The 18,871-nt window shown below is 69.2% G+C and carries 21 protein-coding genes; 9 read left to right on the forward strand and 12 right to left on the reverse strand.

Features of this window, described 5'->3' with window-relative positions; genetic code table 11:
- Nucleotides 1–36: 36 nt before the first annotated feature.
- The 4 genes from AB0H88_RS43195 to AB0H88_RS43210 form a co-directional block, all read right to left on the reverse strand.
- A complete protein-coding gene (locus AB0H88_RS43195; protein WP_357654550.1) occupies nucleotides 37–1,008 on the reverse strand; it encodes an alpha/beta hydrolase in 972 nt (323 codons plus the stop codon).
- Nucleotides 1,009–1,234: 226 nt separating this feature from the next.
- Entirely contained in the window at nucleotides 1,235–1,948 is a 714-nt protein-coding gene (gene uppS / locus AB0H88_RS43200; RefSeq protein WP_357654551.1) for a polyprenyl diphosphate synthase, read from the reverse strand.
- Nucleotides 1,949–1,961: 13 nt separating this feature from the next.
- The gene (locus tag AB0H88_RS43205; RefSeq protein WP_357654553.1) at nucleotides 1,962–2,858 is read right to left on the reverse strand and encodes a class I SAM-dependent methyltransferase; all 897 of its coding nucleotides are present in this window, start codon (nucleotides 2,856–2,858) and stop codon (nucleotides 1,962–1,964) included.
- A complete protein-coding gene (locus AB0H88_RS43210) occupies nucleotides 2,845–3,285 on the reverse strand; it encodes a hypothetical protein (protein WP_357654554.1) in 441 nt (146 codons plus the stop codon). Before AB0H88_RS43210 ends, AB0H88_RS43205 begins: the two co-directional genes overlap by 14 nt.
- 472 nt (nucleotides 3,286–3,757) lie before the next feature.
- Between AB0H88_RS43210 and AB0H88_RS43215 the strand changes: the two genes are divergently transcribed.
- A complete protein-coding gene (locus AB0H88_RS43215; RefSeq protein WP_357654556.1) occupies nucleotides 3,758–4,624 on the forward strand; it encodes a LysR family transcriptional regulator in 867 nt (288 codons plus the stop codon).
- Between the two features lie 47 nt (nucleotides 4,625–4,671).
- Nucleotides 4,672–5,277 (forward strand): VOC family protein, encoded by a 606-nt coding sequence (locus AB0H88_RS43220; protein WP_225299235.1) that lies wholly within the window; start codon nucleotides 4,672–4,674, stop codon nucleotides 5,275–5,277.
- A gap of 71 nt (nucleotides 5,278–5,348) precedes the next feature.
- Here the strand turns inward: AB0H88_RS43220 and AB0H88_RS43225 are convergent, their stop codons facing one another.
- The 3 genes from AB0H88_RS43225 to AB0H88_RS43235 all read right to left on the reverse strand — a co-directional run bounded on the left by AB0H88_RS43225 (nucleotide 5,349) and on the right by AB0H88_RS43235 (nucleotide 6,382).
- Nucleotides 5,349–5,471: a hypothetical protein gene (locus AB0H88_RS43225; protein WP_357654557.1), complete on the reverse strand. Its 123-nt coding sequence runs from the start codon at nucleotides 5,469–5,471 to the stop codon at nucleotides 5,349–5,351.
- 162 nt (nucleotides 5,472–5,633) lie between these two features.
- Nucleotides 5,634–6,221 carry a hypothetical protein gene (locus tag AB0H88_RS43230; RefSeq protein ID WP_357654558.1) on the reverse strand — a complete coding sequence of 196 codons (588 nt, stop codon included), beginning with the start codon at nucleotides 6,219–6,221 and terminating at the stop codon, nucleotides 5,634–5,636.
- Nucleotides 6,218–6,382 carry a hypothetical protein gene (locus tag AB0H88_RS43235; protein WP_357654559.1) on the reverse strand — a complete coding sequence of 55 codons (165 nt, stop codon included), beginning with the start codon at nucleotides 6,380–6,382 and terminating at the stop codon, nucleotides 6,218–6,220. Before AB0H88_RS43235 ends, AB0H88_RS43230 begins: the two co-directional genes overlap by 4 nt.
- 177 nt (nucleotides 6,383–6,559) lie before the next feature.
- Here AB0H88_RS43235 and AB0H88_RS43240 point away from each other — a divergent pair, with 177 nt between their 5' ends.
- Genes AB0H88_RS43240 through AB0H88_RS43250 form a run of 3 tightly spaced genes read left to right on the forward strand, consistent with a single transcriptional unit; the run spans nucleotide 6,560 to nucleotide 7,622 of the window.
- Nucleotides 6,560–6,838: a GntR family transcriptional regulator gene (locus AB0H88_RS43240; RefSeq protein ID WP_357654560.1), complete on the forward strand. Its 279-nt coding sequence runs from the start codon at nucleotides 6,560–6,562 to the stop codon at nucleotides 6,836–6,838.
- A gap of 56 nt (nucleotides 6,839–6,894) precedes the next feature.
- Complete coding sequence (locus AB0H88_RS43245) at nucleotides 6,895–7,266, forward strand: type II toxin-antitoxin system RelE/ParE family toxin (RefSeq protein ID WP_357654561.1); 372 nt, start codon at nucleotides 6,895–6,897, stop codon at nucleotides 7,264–7,266.
- Nucleotides 7,263–7,622, forward strand: coding sequence for a helix-turn-helix transcriptional regulator (locus AB0H88_RS43250; RefSeq protein WP_357654562.1), 360 nt, complete (start codon nucleotides 7,263–7,265; stop codon nucleotides 7,620–7,622). Before AB0H88_RS43245 ends, AB0H88_RS43250 begins: the two co-directional genes overlap by 4 nt.
- Nucleotides 7,623–7,893: 271 nt before the next feature.
- Here the strand turns inward: AB0H88_RS43250 and AB0H88_RS43255 are convergent, their stop codons facing one another.
- Genes AB0H88_RS43255 through AB0H88_RS43265 form a run of 3 tightly spaced genes read right to left on the reverse strand, consistent with a single transcriptional unit; the run spans nucleotide 7,894 to nucleotide 12,687 of the window.
- Nucleotides 7,894–8,670 (reverse strand): ATP-binding cassette domain-containing protein, encoded by a 777-nt coding sequence (locus AB0H88_RS43255; RefSeq protein ID WP_357654564.1) that lies wholly within the window; start codon nucleotides 8,668–8,670, stop codon nucleotides 7,894–7,896.
- 40 nt (nucleotides 8,671–8,710) lie between these two features.
- On the reverse strand, nucleotides 8,711–11,446 hold the full coding sequence (locus AB0H88_RS43260) for an ATP-binding cassette domain-containing protein (RefSeq protein ID WP_357654566.1): 2,736 nt from the start codon (nucleotides 11,444–11,446) through the stop codon (nucleotides 8,711–8,713).
- Nucleotides 11,443–12,687, reverse strand: a complete 1,245-nt coding sequence (locus AB0H88_RS43265; RefSeq protein ID WP_357654568.1) for an ABC transporter substrate-binding protein — start codon at nucleotides 12,685–12,687, stop codon at nucleotides 11,443–11,445. Before AB0H88_RS43265 ends, AB0H88_RS43260 begins: the two co-directional genes overlap by 4 nt.
- 146 nt (nucleotides 12,688–12,833) lie before the next feature.
- On the opposite strand from AB0H88_RS43265, the gene AB0H88_RS43270 reads away from it, so the two are divergent.
- The 3 genes from AB0H88_RS43270 to AB0H88_RS43280 are packed head-to-tail and all read left to right on the forward strand — an operon-like array spanning nucleotide 12,834 to nucleotide 14,845.
- Nucleotides 12,834–13,922, forward strand: a complete 1,089-nt coding sequence (locus AB0H88_RS43270) for an alcohol dehydrogenase catalytic domain-containing protein (RefSeq protein WP_357654570.1) — start codon at nucleotides 12,834–12,836, stop codon at nucleotides 13,920–13,922.
- Between the two features lie 36 nt (nucleotides 13,923–13,958).
- The gene (locus tag AB0H88_RS43275; protein ID WP_357654571.1) at nucleotides 13,959–14,471 is read left to right on the forward strand and encodes a cupin domain-containing protein; all 513 of its coding nucleotides are present in this window, start codon (nucleotides 13,959–13,961) and stop codon (nucleotides 14,469–14,471) included.
- On the forward strand, nucleotides 14,468–14,845 hold the full coding sequence (locus AB0H88_RS43280; protein ID WP_357654572.1) for a VOC family protein: 378 nt from the start codon (nucleotides 14,468–14,470) through the stop codon (nucleotides 14,843–14,845). Before AB0H88_RS43275 ends, AB0H88_RS43280 begins: the two co-directional genes overlap by 4 nt.
- Here AB0H88_RS43280 and AB0H88_RS43285 read toward each other — a convergent pair.
- Entirely contained in the window at nucleotides 14,842–17,055 is a 2,214-nt protein-coding gene (locus AB0H88_RS43285) for an MMPL family transporter (protein ID WP_357654573.1), read from the reverse strand. The genes AB0H88_RS43280 and AB0H88_RS43285 overlap by 4 nt on opposite strands.
- Nucleotides 17,056–17,151: 96 nt before the next feature.
- On the opposite strand from AB0H88_RS43285, the gene AB0H88_RS43290 reads away from it, so the two are divergent.
- On the forward strand, nucleotides 17,152–17,679 hold the full coding sequence (locus tag AB0H88_RS43290; RefSeq protein ID WP_357654574.1) for a helix-turn-helix domain-containing protein: 528 nt from the start codon (nucleotides 17,152–17,154) through the stop codon (nucleotides 17,677–17,679).
- A 6-nt stretch (nucleotides 17,680–17,685) separates the two neighbouring features.
- Here AB0H88_RS43290 and AB0H88_RS43295 read toward each other — a convergent pair whose 3' ends face one another.
- Nucleotides 17,686–18,750, reverse strand: coding sequence for an ROK family transcriptional regulator (locus AB0H88_RS43295; RefSeq protein WP_357654575.1), 1,065 nt, complete (start codon nucleotides 18,748–18,750; stop codon nucleotides 17,686–17,688).
- Nucleotides 18,751–18,871 lie beyond the last annotated feature (121 nt).

Genomic DNA, 18,871 nt, shown 5'->3' on the forward strand with positions numbered 1-18,871 from the left:
CCGTCCTGCCGGAACACTGCGCCGCGATCTGCCGCGCTACGAGCCGTCCGACCGGTACGCCCGCCGGAGCGCCGCCAGCCGAGCCGCCCGCGCCCGTCTGCTCAGCTCCGTGTCGGGAATCAGCCCGTCGGACCCGTGGAAGGCCCCCGGATAGAGGTGGAACTCCGTCGACACCCCGGCCTGGACCAGCCGCTGCACATAGTCGATGCACTCGTCCCTGAACACCTCCAGCTCGCCCACGTCCACGAACGTCGGCGGCAGCCCGGACAGGTCGGTGGCCCGTGCCGGAGCGGCGTAGGGAGAGACGTCCTCGGTCCCGGCCTTGTCACCGAGCAGGGCCTTCCATCCGAACAGGTTCGCGGCCCGGTTCCAGACCACCGCCTCGGCGAACTCGTGGCTGGACGGCGTGATGTTGCGGTCGTCGAGCATCGGGCAGACCAGCAGCTGGAACGAGATGTCGGGGCCACCCCTGTCACGGGCCAGCAGCACAGTGGCCCCCGCGAGCCCGCCGCCCGCGCTCGCCCCGCCCACGGCCAGCCTGGCCGGGTCGATGCCGAGATCGCCGGTGTTCTTGGCGGTCCACACCAGTCCGGCGTAGCAGTCCTCGACCGGCGCCGGGTGCGGGTGGTCGGGCGCGAGCCGGTAGTCCACGGAGACGATCACAGCGTCGAGCTGCTCGGCGAACCCGATCATCATGAGGTCGTCCATGTTCGGCGTGCCGAGGATCATGCCGCCGCCGTGGATCCAGTACAGGCCGGGCCGGCCGGTGTCCGTCCCCGGCTTCCGGTAGATCCGCAGCCGGATGTCGGGCGCGCCTTCGGGCCCCGGCACGTACCGGTCCTCGATGACGACCTCGGTGTCCGGCCTGGGGGCGGACGCGAGCATGGCGTTGATCTGCGCCCGCTGCCCGCTGAGATCGAAGGCCGGGTCGTCGAGATCCGTCGACGGCATGACCAAATGGTCGAGTGCCGCCCTCAGCTCCGGGTCGAGATTGGGATGAACCGCCATGTCGCTTCCCTCCACGAGACCTCACCGTACGTCTCGATGATGGAAGGGCGGCAGCAGGGGGACAACCGCCAAGCGGCGGCGTTTCCCCCTCCTTTGCCCGCCAACCGGTCAGCTCAGCACGTCGCGCCGCAGGTAGGGTAGCTGGTCACTGCTCCTCTGGGGATCCGTCATCGACGACGGAGCCGGGTTCCTACGGGACGTCTCGGGGCGGGTCGTCGTCGGTGTGCTACTCGACATTCCCGAATGACCGCTCCGCTCGGGCGTACAGCTCCAATGCGCTCATCAGGTCCGGCTTGCGGAAATCCGGCCACAGCACGTCGGTGAATACCAGCTCCGCGTACGCGGTCTGCCAGAGAAAGAAGTTCGACAGGCGGAAATGTCCGCCAGTCCTGATGAAGAGATCCACATCGGGGGTATCCGGCCAGTAGAGGTGCCTGCGGAACGTCTCCTCGTCGAACTCTTCAGGACGTATCTCCCCTGCCATCGCGGCTCTCGCCAGGCCGACCGCGGCATCGACCAATTCCTTGCGGCCGCCATAGTTGAGCCCGAACTGCAGCGTGACGTGACCGTTCGCGGAGGTGGTCTTCTCGATCGCTTCCACTGTTCGACGCAGGTCAGCGGGAACCTCCAGCCTGCTCCCGGTGAGCCGGAATCGCACACCAAGCTCGTTGAAGTCGTGCAGTGACAACTCAAGCACTCGGCTGAACAGTTCTATGAGCTTGCGGACCTCCGGCTCAGGGCGTCCCCAATTCTCGGACGAGAACACATGGATCGAGAGATAAGGTATGTTCAGCTCGACGCAGGCGGAAAGGACTGACGCGAAGGCTTCCCGGCTGGCATCGTGTCCCGCGGATCTGGGCAGTCCCCGACTCGTCGCCCATCTTCCGTTACCGTCGGCCGATATGGCGATGTGCCGGACGGGCCGAACTACGGGTACCATTGCTGTACCTTTCTCATCGCTTCGGAGGCGCCGCGGTTTCCGAACGCGACGCGATCACGTGGAAATACTGGACCTCCCCTGCTCGGTACGCACTCAGCATGGCGGAATGAAAGTGCGCCGTTTCCCGCCGACGAATCTCGGTACGGTCTCTCTCTGCAAGGGATGAATAGGCGAGGCTGAGCCGCCAGTAGGGGAGCTGACTCTCGGATGCGTCGACAACCAATCTGATCCGGTAGCCCGCCTGTTCGATCGCTGACAGACAGGTTTGCAGGTCCCCGATTGCGCTCACCCAGTAGGTGTTGTAATAGCGCGCGATCGAGCTACTACAACTGCTGACGAAGTGGTCTGCGATCGCGAGTACACCGCCTGCCGGTTGCATGGCCGCAAGCGAAGGGAAGAGGGTCGCCGGGTCCCCTATCTGACAAACCGCGTCCAGCGCGATGACGAGGTCATATGCCGTGCCGTTCCACCAGGTGTCAGAGTGCGCGTCGCCGACCACAGGGACGACCTTGCCCTGTAGGGCCAGTTTCGCAGCCTGTGCCGCGATGAAGTCCACCTGCTCCGGCACTATGGTGAGCGACGTCATGTCGATTCCGTACTGATCCGCCAGGAGAAAAGACGTTCCGCCGAGCCCGGCTCCGCAGTCAAGCGCCTTGGATATGTTTCCATGCCACCGGCGGGCCCTTCTCAACAGCACGTGAACGTTACGCTCCTGCCCATCGTGCATCGTTGCCCGTAATCGGTCGGCACCTATTTCCGGGCGGATCCAACCTGGGGCGAAGAGGTTCTGCTCGGTTTCCGAATCATGGCACCCGACATGCGCGTGGACCCGGCCGTCAACTCCGTACTTGCCGAGGTATTCTGCCTGTTTCCAGCGATAGTACTCGATGATCTCTTCATGGCTCGGCAATGTTTTCTCCTTGGGCCAAGGATTTGCTCATCGATAGTGGTGCCTTCTTTGCGGCAGCCGCCCATCTGTGGTCGAACCAATCGCGAACCAGCCCGACGAAAACCGCATCAGTGAATTTTATCGCGGTGTAGGTGGTGAGTGTAGGGAAAGCTATGACGACCTCTCTTCTCGACAACCCCTGCAAGCGCAGGCGATTGTCGCGCAAGCCGGCCACGGAAGCCGACGCGATGTTTTTGAACAAGGCGAGGAACTCGGGCAGCGCCGGATGATCCAGCGTGACCAGATAGCGGAACGTCACGCCGCGGGACGCCGCCGTCATGATCCGATCGTGCACCTGGCCTGGAAAGTTCTGCAGGCCGACGGTCTGCGCCCATATATCATCGCCGTCGCCGGCGCGCTTGTACTGCTCGAGGAGCGAGTCGATCATGTCTTCCCGGCTCCAGAACACAACCACCGATCGATCGGAGTTCTTGGAGATGGACTTCCGTTCTAGGTGGTAAGTCCTGCGCGCATAATGCACTGCGGCTATTGATGTCAAGAAGCTTATAATGCCGAAAATGACAGTCAAAATATTAGCGCCCGTGAAGAGGTCTCGCAAATGATGTCCCTCCTCCTAGGAAAGGATTGGGTTTGTGAGCCAGTATGTGGGTGTATGGCCCGGCGGGCAAGCGCCCTACGGGTACAGAGTTGTTTGAGTGCCGGAAGTGGGTGTTGGGCCCGCGAAGAGCGCCCGATGGCGGCGCCTGGAGTCCCATAAACGACGTTTTCCTCGAATGTACTAATCAGGGCCATTAAGTTTGTCGGCCGTCCCCAGCCACACGCTCTCGTGGACGACCGGGCTGCCGGGCCCCGTACGATCACAGGGGTCTCGGGCACGTAGTAGCCATCAAAATATTGATATGCCCCTCTCACTCGACCTGCTCAGGACCTTTCTCACGGTCCATAGGACCGGCTCCATCACGGCCGCCGCGCAGACGCTCGGGCTGTCGCAGCCCGCGGTGACCGCGCAGGTCAAGGCACTGGAGGTGGCGCTGGACCGGCCGCTGTTCGACCGGCTGCCGCGTGGCGTCGCGCCCACGGCCGCCGCCGACGAGCTGGCCCGCCGGGTGGCCGCCTCGCTGGACGCGCTGGACGCGGTCGTGGACAGCGAGCTGCCGTCCGGGGAGGCGGTCCATCTCGGAGGCCCTTCCGAATTCCTCTCGGAGGTGGCGATCCCGCTGCTCGCGCCACTGGTGCGCGACGGGTTGCGGCTGCGCACCACGTTCGGGCTGTCCGACGGCCTGCTCGCCGATCTGGCGGCCGGACGGCTCGACCTGGTGGTGTCCACGATCCGGCCGCGCGTCCGAGGCGTCCAGGCGGAGCCCGCGTACGACGAGGAGTTCCTGCTGGTGGCCAGCCCCGAACTGGCCGCGCAGGAGGACTGCGGAACCAGGCCGCTGATCGCCTACGCCGAGGACCTGCCCATCGTGCGCCGCTACTGGCGGACGGTCTTCGGCAAGCGGCCGTCGATGGCCGCGCAGGTGGTGATCCCCGACCTGCGGGGCGTGCTGAACGCGGTGCGGGCCGGGATGGGCGTCTCCGTCCTGCCCGCGTACCTGTGCCGGGCCGATGTGGCGGCGGGCCGGCTGGTCACACTCGCGGAGCCGGAGCTGGCACCGATCAACACCGGCTACCTCGCGGTCCGCTCGGGCGGCCTGGCCAGGGCCGCCGTCGCCAGGGTGCACGCGCACCTGCTGGCGGCACTCAAATCAGCCCCCGCTTACTGACACGAGGCCTCATAGCCAGCGATAGTTGAAAGGCGTACGGTCAACTTATGGCTGAAACCCCCGAAACGGTGCACTGGCGGGGTGTGCACCACCTCGCCCTGGTCACCGCTGACATGGACGCCACGGTGCGCTTCTGGCACGGCGTGCTCGACGCCCGCCTCGTCACCACGCTGGCGATCCCCGCGTTCAAGCACTACTTCTTCGAGGTGGCACCGGGTAACACCGTCGCCTTCTTCGAATACACCGGCCAGGAGCTCGACAGCTTCGCCAAGCCCGCCGGCGTCCCCTACGCCAAGGCCGCCCAGTTCGACCACCTGTCGCTGCACCTGCCCGACGAGGACGCCCTGGTCAGGCTGCGCGACCGGCTCAAGGCGCACGCCTGCGAGGTCACCGACGTGATCGACCACGGCTTCCTGCGGTCGATTTACTTCAGTGACCCCAACGGCATCGCGCTGGAAGCCTCCTGGTGGACGATCGACCCCACCGGCCGGCCGGTCGACTACGCGGACGAGCGCCTGTTCGCCGACCCCGACCCGGTGCCGGCCGTACGGGAGCTGCGCGAGAACGGGCGGCTGGACCACACGGTCAGCACCCGGCTGGTGGACGGGATCATCGAGGACCTCCGGCGTGAGGGGATCACCCTGGAGCCCTGACCTTGGCGGAGAGGCCCGGCCGACCGCGACGGCCTCGGGGCTCTCGCCGTGGGCGAGAAGCACGCTCGTGATCAGCGTCTGGTGGCCCGCCCCCACACCCAGCTCAGCCAGTCCCAGCCGAGCAGGCCGCACACGATGATCACGGCGCCGACGCCGGCGGTCAGACCGAAGGCGGACAGCATCTGCAGGTCCATTCGAAGCTCCTAAGAGGGGTTGTGAGAGAGGGGTCTCCGCCACCGTCCCTCCAGATCCGGACGGAGACCCCGCGACCCCGGCGAGACCGTCGCAGTGACGTACGGCGAGCTCGCAGGGGGCATGAAGACCCGGCCCTTGCCGTCGGGCAAGGGCCGGGCGGTTTAGGGGGCCGGCTCGGGCAGCAGGTTCGATACGTGCACGATCAGAGCCCTGGCAAGGGTGAATTCCAGCGTGCAGAGATCGGTTAGTGGGACGTCCTGGAGAGTCGGCCAGCCGGAGGCGGAGAAGACGGTTCCCTTCACGCCCCACGGCTCATAGTCGGGCGAGGTGTAGACGTGGGCTTCGCGCTGGAGATACGGGCACGTGACACGTGCCTGCGGGATACACCGCAGGCATGTCGGCGGCTTGCTGAGGCGGCCGGACACGGCGGGTACCTCCTCGTGGAACAGCCAGGACAGACGCCCGGTGGCGGGATCCATCGCGGGGGCCTGGCACACCTGGCAGAGCCGGTGCAGCATGCACTCCCGCTGCCGGAGCGTGTGCATCTCCTCGTAGTTGACCTTCCCGCGCTGATCGCGCTTCTGCCTGGCCCACAGCACGCTCATGTCCCAGTCGCTCGCCGTCGGGTCGGTGTAGGACAGCCGACGCCCGTTCAGCGCCCAGACGTCGTGGATGACGGCGAGGTTGAGCGCGACGGTTTCGACCTCGTAGGCGACGACGTACGGCACCCGGATGGCGGTCGAGGTCATGCCGCGATCTCGGTACCGACGATGAGCGCCTGGTGGTAGGTGGCGACTGCTCGTGTGCGGCCGGAAGCCAGGTGCGTGAGCAGCCCAGTGGGGTCGTCTCGCCACTCGAGGTCGCATTCGGGAACGTACGGCGGGGCCAGCGTGCCCGTAGGCTGTGTCATGGGTCGCACTTCCAGTGTGCGATCAAGGGCCCGTCCTGGCGCGCGAACGCCGGTGGTCGGGCCCGACTCATGTCAAGCCGATGACGGCATGACCTTGTCCACACTATAGGACCTCTTAAGACCTCTTGGGAGGTAGTCAATCGTTCGGGCAGGTCACCGCCCCAATACCGTCTGATCATGGCGTTGGAAGACCGAAGCGACCGGATCCGTCACCACGGGCCGAAACTCGTCTGGCAGCAGGTCGCCGATGACATCGAGGCCGACATCACGTCTGGCCATCTCGCTCCAGGCGCCAAGCTGCCGAATGAGCGGGAGATGGCGGAGGCTCAGTACCGCGTCGCGCGGGTGACGGTCCGTCGTGCTGTGAAGGAGCTGGCGGAGCGCGGCCTGCTGGTGGTCGTCCATGGTCGGGGCACGTTCGTCGCCGAGAAGCTCAACCGGCAGGACGACGAGTAAGGCCTGGTACTCATCAGCGCCACGGGTTACCATCGAGTGCATATACTATTGATGGTATGCCTCAGTGGGAGATCGACCTAGAGCCGGAGGTGGAGTCTTGGCTGGACGGACTTTCTTTTCCGCTCTACCAACGGGTTATGCGAAACGTGGACGACTACCTCGCCACTGGTGGCATCCCTGATGGGGATCACGTAAAGAAGCTGAAGGATGCGGAAGGTGTGCACGAGTTGCGTGTTGCTCTTGACCGCACGACCTGGCGGTTGACCTTCTGGAAGCCATCTAACAAGGTGATCGTGATCCTGACGGTCTTCCGCAAGACACAGGATGGGACGCAGACCGCCGACATCGACCGAGCGATCGCTGCCAAGAAGCGGTGTGAGGCAGAGCACGACCTAACCACCACGCACGTGTTCGAGAGGAGCGCATGATGGGTCACAGCCGTTGGGAAACCTACAAGGCGAAGCGTCTGCGCGAGATGGAAGCGGATGCGCAGTCCCACTCCGAATACGAGCAGGCGGGCCGTGACCTGGAGCTCGGCGACCAGCTGCGTGAGATCCGTAAGCGCCGAGGCTTGTCTCAGAAGATCGTAGCGGAGCGCTCTGGGATGTCCCAGCCCGCCCTGTCTCGCATCGAGGGCGGTGGCGGCATTCCGGACATAGCGACACTGCTGCGCCTCGGTGCGGCAATGGGGGTTCGGTTCCGCGTCGAGCTCGTCGTCGACGACGACACCACCACTGAAATCGAGCCTCTAACGGTGCATCACCGACAGCTCGCGAACGCATAAGTTGCAGGCGGCCGCTTCGAGGCTCAGTCCGTTGGCGTCCACTACTCCTTCCGAGGAGCGGTCTTCAGCCGCGACAGGCTTGTTCGAGAGTCGGTGCCAGGGGAACGAAGAGAGGCCCAGTTCTAGATCACATTCTTGAGCTGGGCCTTCGACGTTGGAGCGGGTGACGGGAATCGACCCGATATTGCCGACGAATTTCAGGCGCAGGACACTAGCCGAACGACAGTCCTGCACGGTTTAGCTGTCCTCATTCTCAATGAGGAGAATCATTTCAGCCGAGGTAGGCGGCCCGCACCACGGGGTCGTCGCGGACCTGCGCCGGGGTGCCGGTGGCGATGACCCGGCCGAGGTCCAGGACGACGAGCCGGTCACAGGTGTCCATGACGAAGCCCATGTCGTGCTCGACCAGCAGCACCGTGGTGTCCAGGGCGGCGACGACCGCGCGCAGCCGTACCGTCTGGTCCGCGTCCAGGCCCGAGGTGGGCTCGTCGAGCAGCAGGAGGCGCGGCCGGTCGGCGATGGCGCGGGCCAGTTCGACAAGCCTGCGCTGGCCGACGGGCAGCGCGGCGGCGTAGGCGTCGCGCTGCGCGGCCAGCCCGCACAGCTCGAGCACCTCGGCCACGCGCGCCCGCCGCTCGCGTTCGAGCCGCCGCCGCGCGGGCAGGCCGGTCAGGTCGGCCAGCAGGCCGCCCCCGCCGCCGTGCCAGTCGAGCGCCGCCAGCACGTTGTCGGCCACGGTGAGCCGCCCGAAGACCTGCGTCCGCTGGAAGGTACGGCGAACGCCCGCGCGAGCCCGCCTGACCGGCGGCACCACGGTCACGTCCGCGCCCGCCACGCGCACCTGGCCGCCGCTCGGCCGGCGCAGCCCCGACACCACGTCGAACAACGTCGTCTTGCCCGCCCCGTTCGGCCCGATCACCCCGCAGACCTGCCCCTCGGGCACCTCGAACGACACCGCGTCCAGCGCCGTGACCCCGCCGAACGCCACCGACACGTCCTGCACGGCCAGCATCACATCGGTGCGCTCGGCGTCCTGCGCGACGGACATCACGTCACCTCCAGGTAATCGGCGTCCCGCGCGACAGACATCACGTCACCCCCAGGTAGGCGGCGGTCAGGCGGTCGCCGTCCACCTCGGCGCGCGGCCCGGCCCACACGACGCGGCCGAGCCGCATGAACGCGACCCGATCGGCGATGGCCAGCGCCTCGGTGGCCTTCTCCTCGACCAGCAGCAGCGCCACCCCGCGCTCACGCAGCTCGGCGAACACCTCGAACACCTGCCGCACGATCAGCGGTGCCAGGCCCAGCGACGGTTCGTCGGCGATCAGCACCCGGGGCGGCCGGGCCAGCGCGGGGGCGAGGGTGAGCAGCTGCTGCTCGCCGCCGGACAGCGCGCCGGCGAGCACCGTACGGCGGGCCGCGAGCTGGGGCATCCGCTCGTAGACGGCGTCGGGCTCGGCCAGCCAAGTACGCAGGTTCTCCTCCACGGTGAGACCGGGGAACACCCCCCGCCCCTCGGGAGCCAGCAGCACCCCCGCCCGCGCCCGGCGATGGGCCGGCCAGGCGGTGACGTCGACGCCGTCGAGCAGCACCCGTCCGGCGGACACCGGCCGATCGCCGGCCGCGACGGCGCAGGTGGTCGACTTGCCCGCGCCGTTGGCGCCCAGCAGCGCCACCACCTCGCCGGGCCGCACCTCGAGATCCACACCCCGCAGGACCGTGCAGTCGGCGTACCCCGCCACGACCCCGTCCAGCCGGAACAACGGCTCTTGGGCCCCGCCTGCCACTCGGGTCGAGGCGGATGCGCTTGACAAAGCGGACGCGCCTGACGAAGCGGACGCGCCTGACGAAGCGGGTGCGGGAGCGGGTGCTGGCTGCGCCGACGCGGGTGCGAGCTGCACCGACGCGGACACGGCCGGTACCGGGGCGGCGGCGGTGGCCCGCGCCTGACGCCGCCGATGGCGGGACTCGGCGAGCTGGGCCAGCACCCCGTCCGGATGCTTGGCCAGGATCATCCCCCCGGCCCCGAACAGGATGGCCCCCACCTGCGCCGACACCCCCCACGTGGCCAGCAGCTCGGGCACCGCCACGGCCACGAGCCCGCCCACCACGGCCCCGCCGATCCGCCGTACCCCCTGCAGCACCACCACCGCCAGCCAGACGAACCCGGAGAAGGCCGGCAGGTCGGTGGCGGTGATGGACCCCTTGGACACGGCGAACAGCACCCCGCCCAGCCCCGCGATGGCCGAGGCCAGCGCGAACAGCACGATCTTGGCCCGCGGCCCCGACAGCCCCGAGGTGCTCGCCGCGGCCGGAGCCGAGCGGACCGCCAGGATCGCCCGCCCGGACGCCGATCGTTCGAGGTTGCGTACCAGCAGCCCGACCAGTCCGATCAGCGCGAGCAGCAGCACCACCCGCACCCGCGGATCCGAGGTGTCGGCGAAACCGAAGCCGAGCGCGGGCAGCGCCCAGCCGATCGTCCCGTTGCTGAACGCGTCCACCTGGAACAGCACCTGGTCGGCCAGCAGGGCCAGCGCCAGCGTGGCCAGCGTGAGGACCCGCCCGCCGAGCCGGAGCGCGGGCAGCGCCACCAGCATGCCCACCGCGCTCGCCGCCAGCACCCCCACCACGATCGCCGGGAACAGCGGCCACCCGGCCGAGAACGCCCACCCGCAGGTCAGCGCCGCCATGGAGGCGAAGGCGGCCTGTGCCAGGTTCACCATGCCGCCGATCCCGGTCACCACCACGAACGAGCAGAAGATCAGCGCCAGCACGAGGCCCTGGGCGGCCAGGCCCACGTAGTACTCAGAACCGGCGAAGGTGAAGCCGAGCAGCGCCACCAGCCCGATCACCCACGGCAGCCGCCGTCGCCACAGCGGCACGCCCGCCAGGTGGTCGGGCGGCGGCGCGTCCTCGGCCGCGCTCCCGGCCACCCGTTCGCGCGACCTGTTCAGCAGCACCAGCCCGGCGAACAGCAGGATGACCGGCACCGCCGTCCGCAGCCCGGTGATCTCCTGGAGGAAGTCGGTGTATCCGGCGACCAGGTTCTGCACCACGCCGAGCGCCAGCCCGGCGGCGAACGTCCACGGGATCGACCGCAGCCGCCCGAACACCGCGGCCGTCGCCGAGGCGAACAGCAGCACGGTGTAGGCGGTGGCGTCCAGCCCGAGCACCGGCACGGCCAGCACCCCGGCGAGTCCCGCCAGCCCCGACCCGAGCATCCAGGCCAGGGCCGAGGTGGCGTCCACGTCGATGCCGCGCAGCGTGGCCAGCCGCCGCCGGTCGACGGAGGCTCGCATGCGCAGCCCGTACGGCGTGTGCCGCATGAACGCCCACAACCCGAGCGCGGCCACGGCCGAGAAGCAGAACGTGATGAGCTGGTCGGTGTCGAGGCGCGCGCCGAGCACCTCGAAGCCGAGCGCCGGATGCGGCCCGAGTCCGCGCGGCAGCGTCGTGCCGTCGGCGCTCGGCAGCCCGAGCAGGTCCACGACGAACAGGCCGAGCGCGGGCAGCGCGATCGTCAGGCCGATCGTGCCGACGATCTGCGCGGTCTCCCCCGCCTGGCTCAGCCCCCTGAACATGGCCAGGTGCAACAGGTAGCCCAGCGCGGGCGCGAACATCCCGGCGGCCAGCAGCGCCGCCAGCCACGCGGGCAGGCCGGCGGCCAGGTTGAGCTGATAGAACAGCAGGGCGGTCAGGAACCCGACGGCGCCGTGGGCGAAGTTGAACACCCCGGTCGCCGCGTACGACAGCGTCAGGCCGGACCCCATGACGGCGAAGATCGCCCCGGTGACCAGGCCGCTGAGCAGGTAGCCAAGGATCATTTGAGCGGCACGTTGTCGAAGCACTTCATGCTCTTGGCCACCTGGAAGGCGCCGCCCTCCAACCTGACCAGGGCGCCACAGCCGTTCGGCTCATTGTGGTCCTTGGGGTACTGGACCCGGCCGAAGCCGGCGTTCTCGTAGGTGTACGAGCCGTTGCCGGTGGCCAGGAACTTCTCCCTGGTCAGGTCCTTGCCGGTCTTCTTCAGCATGTCGAGGAAGATGTCGGCCGCCCAGTAGCCGATGGCCATGTGCTGGGTCAGCGTGGCGCCGGGCGACACCTTCTCGACGTCGGCCTTGAACACGGCGATCTCCGGCGCGGTCGACTCGAACGGCTCGAACATCGGCGCGGCCACCACGCCCTCCAGCGCCTGCGCGCTGGCCGGGTCCTTCAGGATGGCCGGGTCGTAGCTGGTGGCGTCGGTCAGCACGCCTTTGTAGCCGGCCCGTTTCAGCGCCGAGTAGAGGCCCACGTTGAACTTGGTGCCGGCGATGATCGACACCAGGACATCGGGCGCCTTGCCGCCGTTGGACGTCATGATCTTGTTGACGTACGGCAGCCAGTCGGGCGGCGGCGCCGCGGCCGGCAGGCCGGAGTTGAGCCCGACCAGCTTGAACCCCGCCGCCTGGAACGACTGCGAGATCGTGGTGCCGCCGTACTTGCTGCCGCTGGAGTCGGTGGTCTGCACGTACACGGTCTTGCCGCTCGCACCGCCGAGCAGGTCGGCCATCTGGCTGCCCCACCAGGTCTGCGAGCCCGCGCCCTTCTTGGGCGCCAGGCAGCCGCTGTAACCGAATCCGGTCTTCGTACCGCACCACTGCGGGCCGGTCGCCCAGCCGAACCACGGCACGCCCTGCTGCTCCAGGAAGGCGGCCCCGCCGAAGTTGGGCGCGTGCACCGGCACCAGCGCGAACACCTGGTCCTTCTGCACAAGCTTCTTGGCCGCGGCGTCGCCCTTGGCCGCGTCCTGCCCGTCGTCCTCCGCGCCGACGAACTCGATCTTCCGTCCGTTGACGCCGCCTTCGGCGTTGGCCCGCTCGAACCTGGCCTTCGCCCCGATCTCGGCGTCCTTGGTGGAGTAGCCGCTGGCGCTGGTCTTCGTGAGCACCCCGCCGACCTTCACGCTCGTGTCGGTCACGCCCGCCGTGCCACCGGCGGCGCTCTTCTGCTGGGCCGCGCACCCTGCCAGCAGCGCTACCGCCAGCATCACCGCCGCGCCCCGCCGTTGATGTCGTCGCACCATCGTTCTCACCTTTGTACGGCAAGGCGCGCAGCCGCTTTGGCCTAGCGCTCGCTTGGTTTTGGTCAGCGTAAATTTGCCCGCGAGGGGTGTCAACGGTGCCGAGCAATCGCTTGCTCACAATCAACCGCCCGGCTAGCGTGAGGCGCATGCTGATGCGCGCGGCCGTACTGACCGGTTTCCACCAGCCCATGGAGATCCGCGAGGTGGAGATCGCCGATCCCGGCCCTGGAGAGGTACGCGTACAGATCAAGGCGTCCGGCGTCTGCGGCTCCGACCTCAAGGCCATCGACGGCAAGAGTCCGGTCGTCCACAAGCTGCCGTTCGTCCTCGGCCACGAGAGCGCCGGCGTCGTCGAGAGCGTCGGCACCGGCGTGACCGCCGTCAAGCCGGGCGACCATGTGATCATTTCTATGAGCGGGCCTTGCGGCAAGTGCCGTAACTGCGGCGCGGGCCGCTTCCCCCTGTGCTCCGGCCCGGCCAGGATGACCGCGATCATGGGTGGCGAGCCGCGGATCACCCTCGACGGCCAGGAGACCCGGCGGTTCATCGGCATCGGCTCGTTCGCCGAGTACGCCGTGGTCCGCGAGGCCACCTGCGTGAAGATCCCCAAGGACGCGCCCTTCGCCGCCATGTGCCTGCTGGCCTGCGGCGTCGTCACGGGCGTGGGCGCCGTCATGAACGTCGCCCAGGTCGTGCCCGGCTCCAGCGTCCTGGTGGTGGGCTGCGGCGGCGTCGGGCTCAACGTCATCCAGGGCGCGGTGCTGGCCGGCGCGACCACGATCATCGCCGCCGACGTGGCCGACCAGAAGCTCAAGCTGGCCGAGCGGTTCGGCGCCACCCACACCCTGGTGCCCGACGACCTCCCCGCCCAGGTCGGCGAGCTGGTCAGGGGCGGCGTCGAGTACGCCTTCGACGTCACCGGCGTGCCCGGCGTGCTGGCGAGCGCGTTCGCGGCGACCGCGCCGGGCGGCACCACGGTCATGGTCGGCAGCCCGCCCGCCGGTCAGCCCGTCGAGATCGACCCGGCCTTGCTGTTCTCCTCGCGCCGCCTGATGGGCACCCAGGGCGGCGACGCCGCCCCGCACCGGGACCTGCCGATGCTGGCCGGTCAGTTCCTGCGCGGGCGGCTCGACCTCAACGGGCTGATCACGGAACGGGTGGCGTTGGAGCAGCTCAACGAGGCCGTCGAGCAGGTACGGCGGGGCGCGGTGGCCAGAACGGTGGTCGTCTTCTAACCTCGCATTCCATAAGGAACAGCGAGGAGTCACGACATGTCATACCCTGACGCGCGATACCTGGCCGACACGGGTGAGGCCAGCGGCGTCCTGCGCCCGGCCACCACGCCACCCGACCTCCGCATGTACGCCCCCGGCGCCGACCCCCGGGGCACCGACGTCCACTACCTGGGCACCGGCGCGTCGACCAACGGCGCGTTCGGCCTGTACCGCTGGGAGATGGGCCCGCGCCCCGGCGGCGCCGGGGCGCACTTCCACCGGACGATCACCGAGTCGTTCTACGTCCTGTCCGGCACCGTCAATCTCTACAACGGCAAGCAGTGGGCGGAGGGCAAGCCCGGCGACTTCCTGCACGTGCCGGAGGGCGGCGTGCACGGATTCCGCAACGAGTCCGGCGCGCCCGTCTCGATGCTGATCCTGTTCACGCCGGGGGCGCCGCGCGAGGCGTACTTCGAGGAGCTGGCCGACATCGTCAGCACCGGCAGGCAGCTCACCGACGAGGAGTGGACGGACCTGTACCTGCGCCACGACCAGTACATGGTCCCGTGACGACGCCACATTTCAGCCTCTCGGCCACCGTGCTGGAGTCCACGGACGCCAAGGCCCTGGCGATCTTCTACCAGCGACTCCTGGGCTGGCGGATCGGAGAGGACGAACCCGGCTGGGTGACCCTCCGCCCCCCGCACGGTGGCGGCGCCGGGCTGTCGTTCAGCACCGACGAGGCGCACGTGCCACCCGTCTGGCCGGCCGGCCCCGGCGACCAGCAGATGATGATGCACCTCGACCTCGAGGTGGACGACCTGGACGAGGCCGGCGCCCACGCGGAGGCGGCCGGCGCGACCCTCGCCGACTACCAGCCACAGGAGGACGTCCGCGTCTACCTCGACCCTGCCGGCCACCCGTTCTGCCTGTGGATCCGCTAGCCGGCCGCGACCAGATCCTTGGCGGGCGCCTCGGCGGCAGGCTCCTCCTCGTGCCCCTCGACCGACAGGTTCGGCAGGAGGCGGTCCAGCCAGCGAGGGCACCACCAGTTCAGGCGGCCGAGCAGCACCATGGTGGCCGGGACGAGGAAGCCGCGGATGATCGTGGCGTCCACGGCGACGGCCACCGCCAGCCCCACGCCGAACGTCTTGACCATCGGATCCGGATAGGCGATGAAGGCGACGAACACCGCCACCATGATGAGCGCCGCCGAGGTGATCACCCGTCCGGTCGCGCCCAGCCCCTCGGCGACCGCGCGGCTGTTGTCGCCGTGCCTGAGGTACGCCTGCCGTACGGACGTCAGCAGGAAGACCTCGTAGTCCATCGAGAGACCGAACAGCACCGCGAACAGCATCAGCGGCACATAACTCTCGATCGGCACACTGAAGAAGATCGTCTGGAGGTACGAGGCGTTGGACGGCGCGTCCATGCCGACCAGCCCGCTCCCCAGCCCGAAGGAGAAGACCAGCGCCAGCGCGCCGAAGGCGGCCCCCAGAGACACCAGGTTCATCAGGGCCGCCTTGATCGCGACCACCGGCGCGCGGAAGGCCAGCAGCAGCAACAGCGCGCTGAGCAGCACGACCACACCGATGACCAGCGGCGTACGCTCGGCCATGCGGTCGCCCGCGTCCACCATGGCGGCCACCTTGCCGCCCACGTGCAGCCCGACGCCCGGCACGGAGATGGCCCGGACCTCCCGCACCACCTCGGCGGCGCGGTTGTCGCTCGGCGCGTAGTCCGGGATGGCCTGGATCATCACCGAGCGGCCTGAGGTGTTCACCTTGGCCGGGGCGACGTGCGCGATGCCGTCCACCGCGTCGATCTCCCGGGAGATCCGGTCCACGATGGGATCGGTGGCCTTCGCGACCTTGCCGGGCAGCGTGGCGATGACGATCAGCGGGCCATTGCCGCCGGGGCCGAACCCGGTGGCCATGAGCTCGTACGCGCGCCGCGAGTCCGTCCCCTGCGCGCCGTACCCCGCGTCCAGAGGTCCGAGCTTGAGCGCCAGGGCGGGAGCGGCGAGGGCGCCCAGCACGAGCACGCTCGACAGCAACGCCCGCCACGGCCGCCGCGCCACCCACGCGCCCAGACCGGCCCACCCGGACCCCTCGGGCCGCCTCCTGCCGAGGAACGGGATCCGCAGCGAGTTGACGCGGTGCCCGAGCAGCCCCAACAGGGCGGGCACCAGCGTGACGGAGGTGAGCACGGCGCTCACCACGGAGACACCGGTGATCCACCCGAGCGTGCTGAGCAGCGGGAAGCCGCCGAACATCAGCGCGCTCAGCGCGATGATCACCGTGCCGCCCGCGAACACGACCGCGCCGCCCGAGCTCGCCACGGTACGCCGGACCGACTCCGCCACGCCCACGCCGGACTCCAGCAGCCGGCGATGCCGCGACAGCAGGAACAGCGCGTAGTCGATGCCCACGCCCAGCCCGATCATCGTGGCCATGATGCCCGCCTGCTTCGGCACGTCCACGACGTACCCGAGCAGGCCGATCACGCCCAGTCCCGCGGTGACGCTGACCAGCGCGGTGAAGATCGGCACCAGCGCCGCCGTGAGCGTCCCGAACGCGAACACCAGCACCAGCAGCGCGCACACCACGCCGATGATCTCGCTGGGCCCGGTCTTGATCTCCTTGTCGGCCGGGGTCGAGGCGTCCGCGGGCACGACCTCCAGCCCGGCGGCCCGAGCCGGGTCGGCGGCCTTCGACAGCGCCTGCGTGGTCTCGGCGAGCTTGGTGTTGTCGTGCCCCTCCATGCGCACGGTGATGAGCCCGATGCGCAGGTTCGGGGCGAGGCCGCCCCGGAAGGACGGCGTGTCGACCGCCACCACGTGCGGCACCGTGCGGATGCGGTCCGCGGCCTGCTCCACGGCCCGCTTGCTGGCCGGGTCGATGAGCGTGCCCTTGTCCGAGTAAAGGACGAGCTGTACGGTCCCGCCCGGCGCGAAGCCGGGGCCGAAGCCCGTGAGCATCAGGTCGTGCGCCCGCTGCGCGTCGGTGCCGGGGATCGTCACGTCGCTGCTCACCGGACGGCCGAGCGCCAGGCTGCCGCCCATCAGTCCGGCCGCCGCGATCACCCATAACGCCAGCACGATCCGCCCGTGCCGCGCGCACCAGCCACCCAGTCGTCCAAGAAAGCGCGTCATCGCCAGCTCCCCCAACTCGACGGCCGTCCTGTACGGTCGTACAGGGCTACGTTAAACACGAAATATCCGGAAGGCTGTAGATCACGGGGAAATGAGATGATGAACACACCCGACGACACGCGTTCCCGGATTCTGGCCGCCGCCAGGGAGCTGTTCGCGACCCATGGCTACGCGGCCACCTCGCTGGCCGACATCGCCGCCGCCGTGGGCCTGACCAAGACGGCCGTGGCCTACCACTTCCATCCCAAGGACCGGCTGGCCGCCGAGCTCACCGCGCCCGCCGGCGACGACGTCCTCGTCCTGCTGGACACCGACTTCGCGGGCGACAGGCAGGCGTTCGTCGAGGCGCTGGCGACCTTCGTGGTACGGCACCGCACGGTGATCCGCCTGCTGATGGAGGACATCGTCGGCGCCGACGACGCGCTGCCGGGCTCGCGGGGCGAGGCCATCAGGCCGTTCAGGGACGAGATCTTCGCCAGGCTCGCCGGGCCTGACCCCGACGCCGGTGCCAGGATCCGTGGCTGGGCCGTGATCGGCGCCCTGCAGTGGGGCGTCGTGCAGACGATGGACCTGCCCGAGGAGACGGTACGCGACCTGCTGGTCCGCACCGCCCTGGCCATCTAGAGGCATCTAGAGGCCCAGCACCTCGCGTTCGACGTGGTCGAGCGCCAACCGCACCCCGCCCAGGGCTACGGACTCGTCGCCGAACGTCGAGGCGACCACCTCGGGCGCGCTCAGGCAGAGCTCGGCCAGGTGGCGGCGGAGCGGGCCGAGCAGCACGTCGCCCGCCCGCGAGTAGCCGCCGCCGATCACCAGCAGGTCGGGGTCCACGGCCAGCACGAGCGCCGCGGCGCCGATCGCCAGGTTCTCGGCGTACCGGTCCACCCGGTGCGCCGCGTGCGCGTCACCCGCGCCCGCCGCCGCGAACACCTCCGCCGCGCCGCCCTCCTTGACCAGTTCCATCGCGGCGTCCTCCCACCCGACCTGGCGCAGCGTGCCGATCTCGCCCGCGGCGCCCGACCGGCCCCGGTGCAGGCGCCCGCCGATGAGGATGCCCGCGCCCGGCCGGTGGCCGACCAGGATGTAGACGACGTCGGAGGCGTGCTGGGCGCTGCCCCGCCAGTGCTCGGCGAGCGCCGCCAGGTTCGCGTCGTTGGCGGCCAGCGCCGTGCAGCCGAACCACCGCCCGGCCACCCCCGCCAGGTCCACGCCGGTCCACCCCGGCAGCGTGATCGACAGCGACACCCGACCCGAACGGTCGACGACGCCCGGAGTGCCCGCCGACACGGCCAGCACCCGCGCTCGCGAGACGCCCGCGCCGTCGACACAGGCCAACGCGGCGCGGCGGGCCGCCTCCAGCCGCACGGGAGCCGCGGCCTCCTCGGAGACGGCGACCCGCTCGCGGGCGACGACCTCGCCGTTGAGGTCGGCCACCGAGACGACGATCCGCTCGCCGCCCACGTCGACGCCCACCACGTAGCCGGCGTCCGCCCGGAACCCGAACCGGCGGGCGGGCCGTCCCATGACCCCCTCGTCGGGCGGCGCCTCCCGGACCCAGCCCCGGTCCGTCAGCTCGTCGAGCACCGCCTCGACGGTCTGCCTGGACAGGCCGGTGATCCGGCCGAGCCGGGTCAGCGTGGACACGCCCTCGCGCCGCAGGGCGCTGAGCGTCGCCTGGGTATTGACCTTGCGCAACAGCGAAGCGTCTCCCGGCCGGAGTTCGGTCAACTTTCGTGACCCTCTCTCATAACTTCCCTCTTGACGACCGACTCCGCGGATCCTAGCATCGGCCGACATACGGAAACTGGTTACATAA

The sequence above is a fragment of the Nonomuraea sp. NPDC050680 genome (assembly GCF_040654555.1).
In the GTDB taxonomy this organism is placed as follows: domain Bacteria; phylum Actinomycetota; class Actinomycetes; order Streptosporangiales; family Streptosporangiaceae; genus Nonomuraea.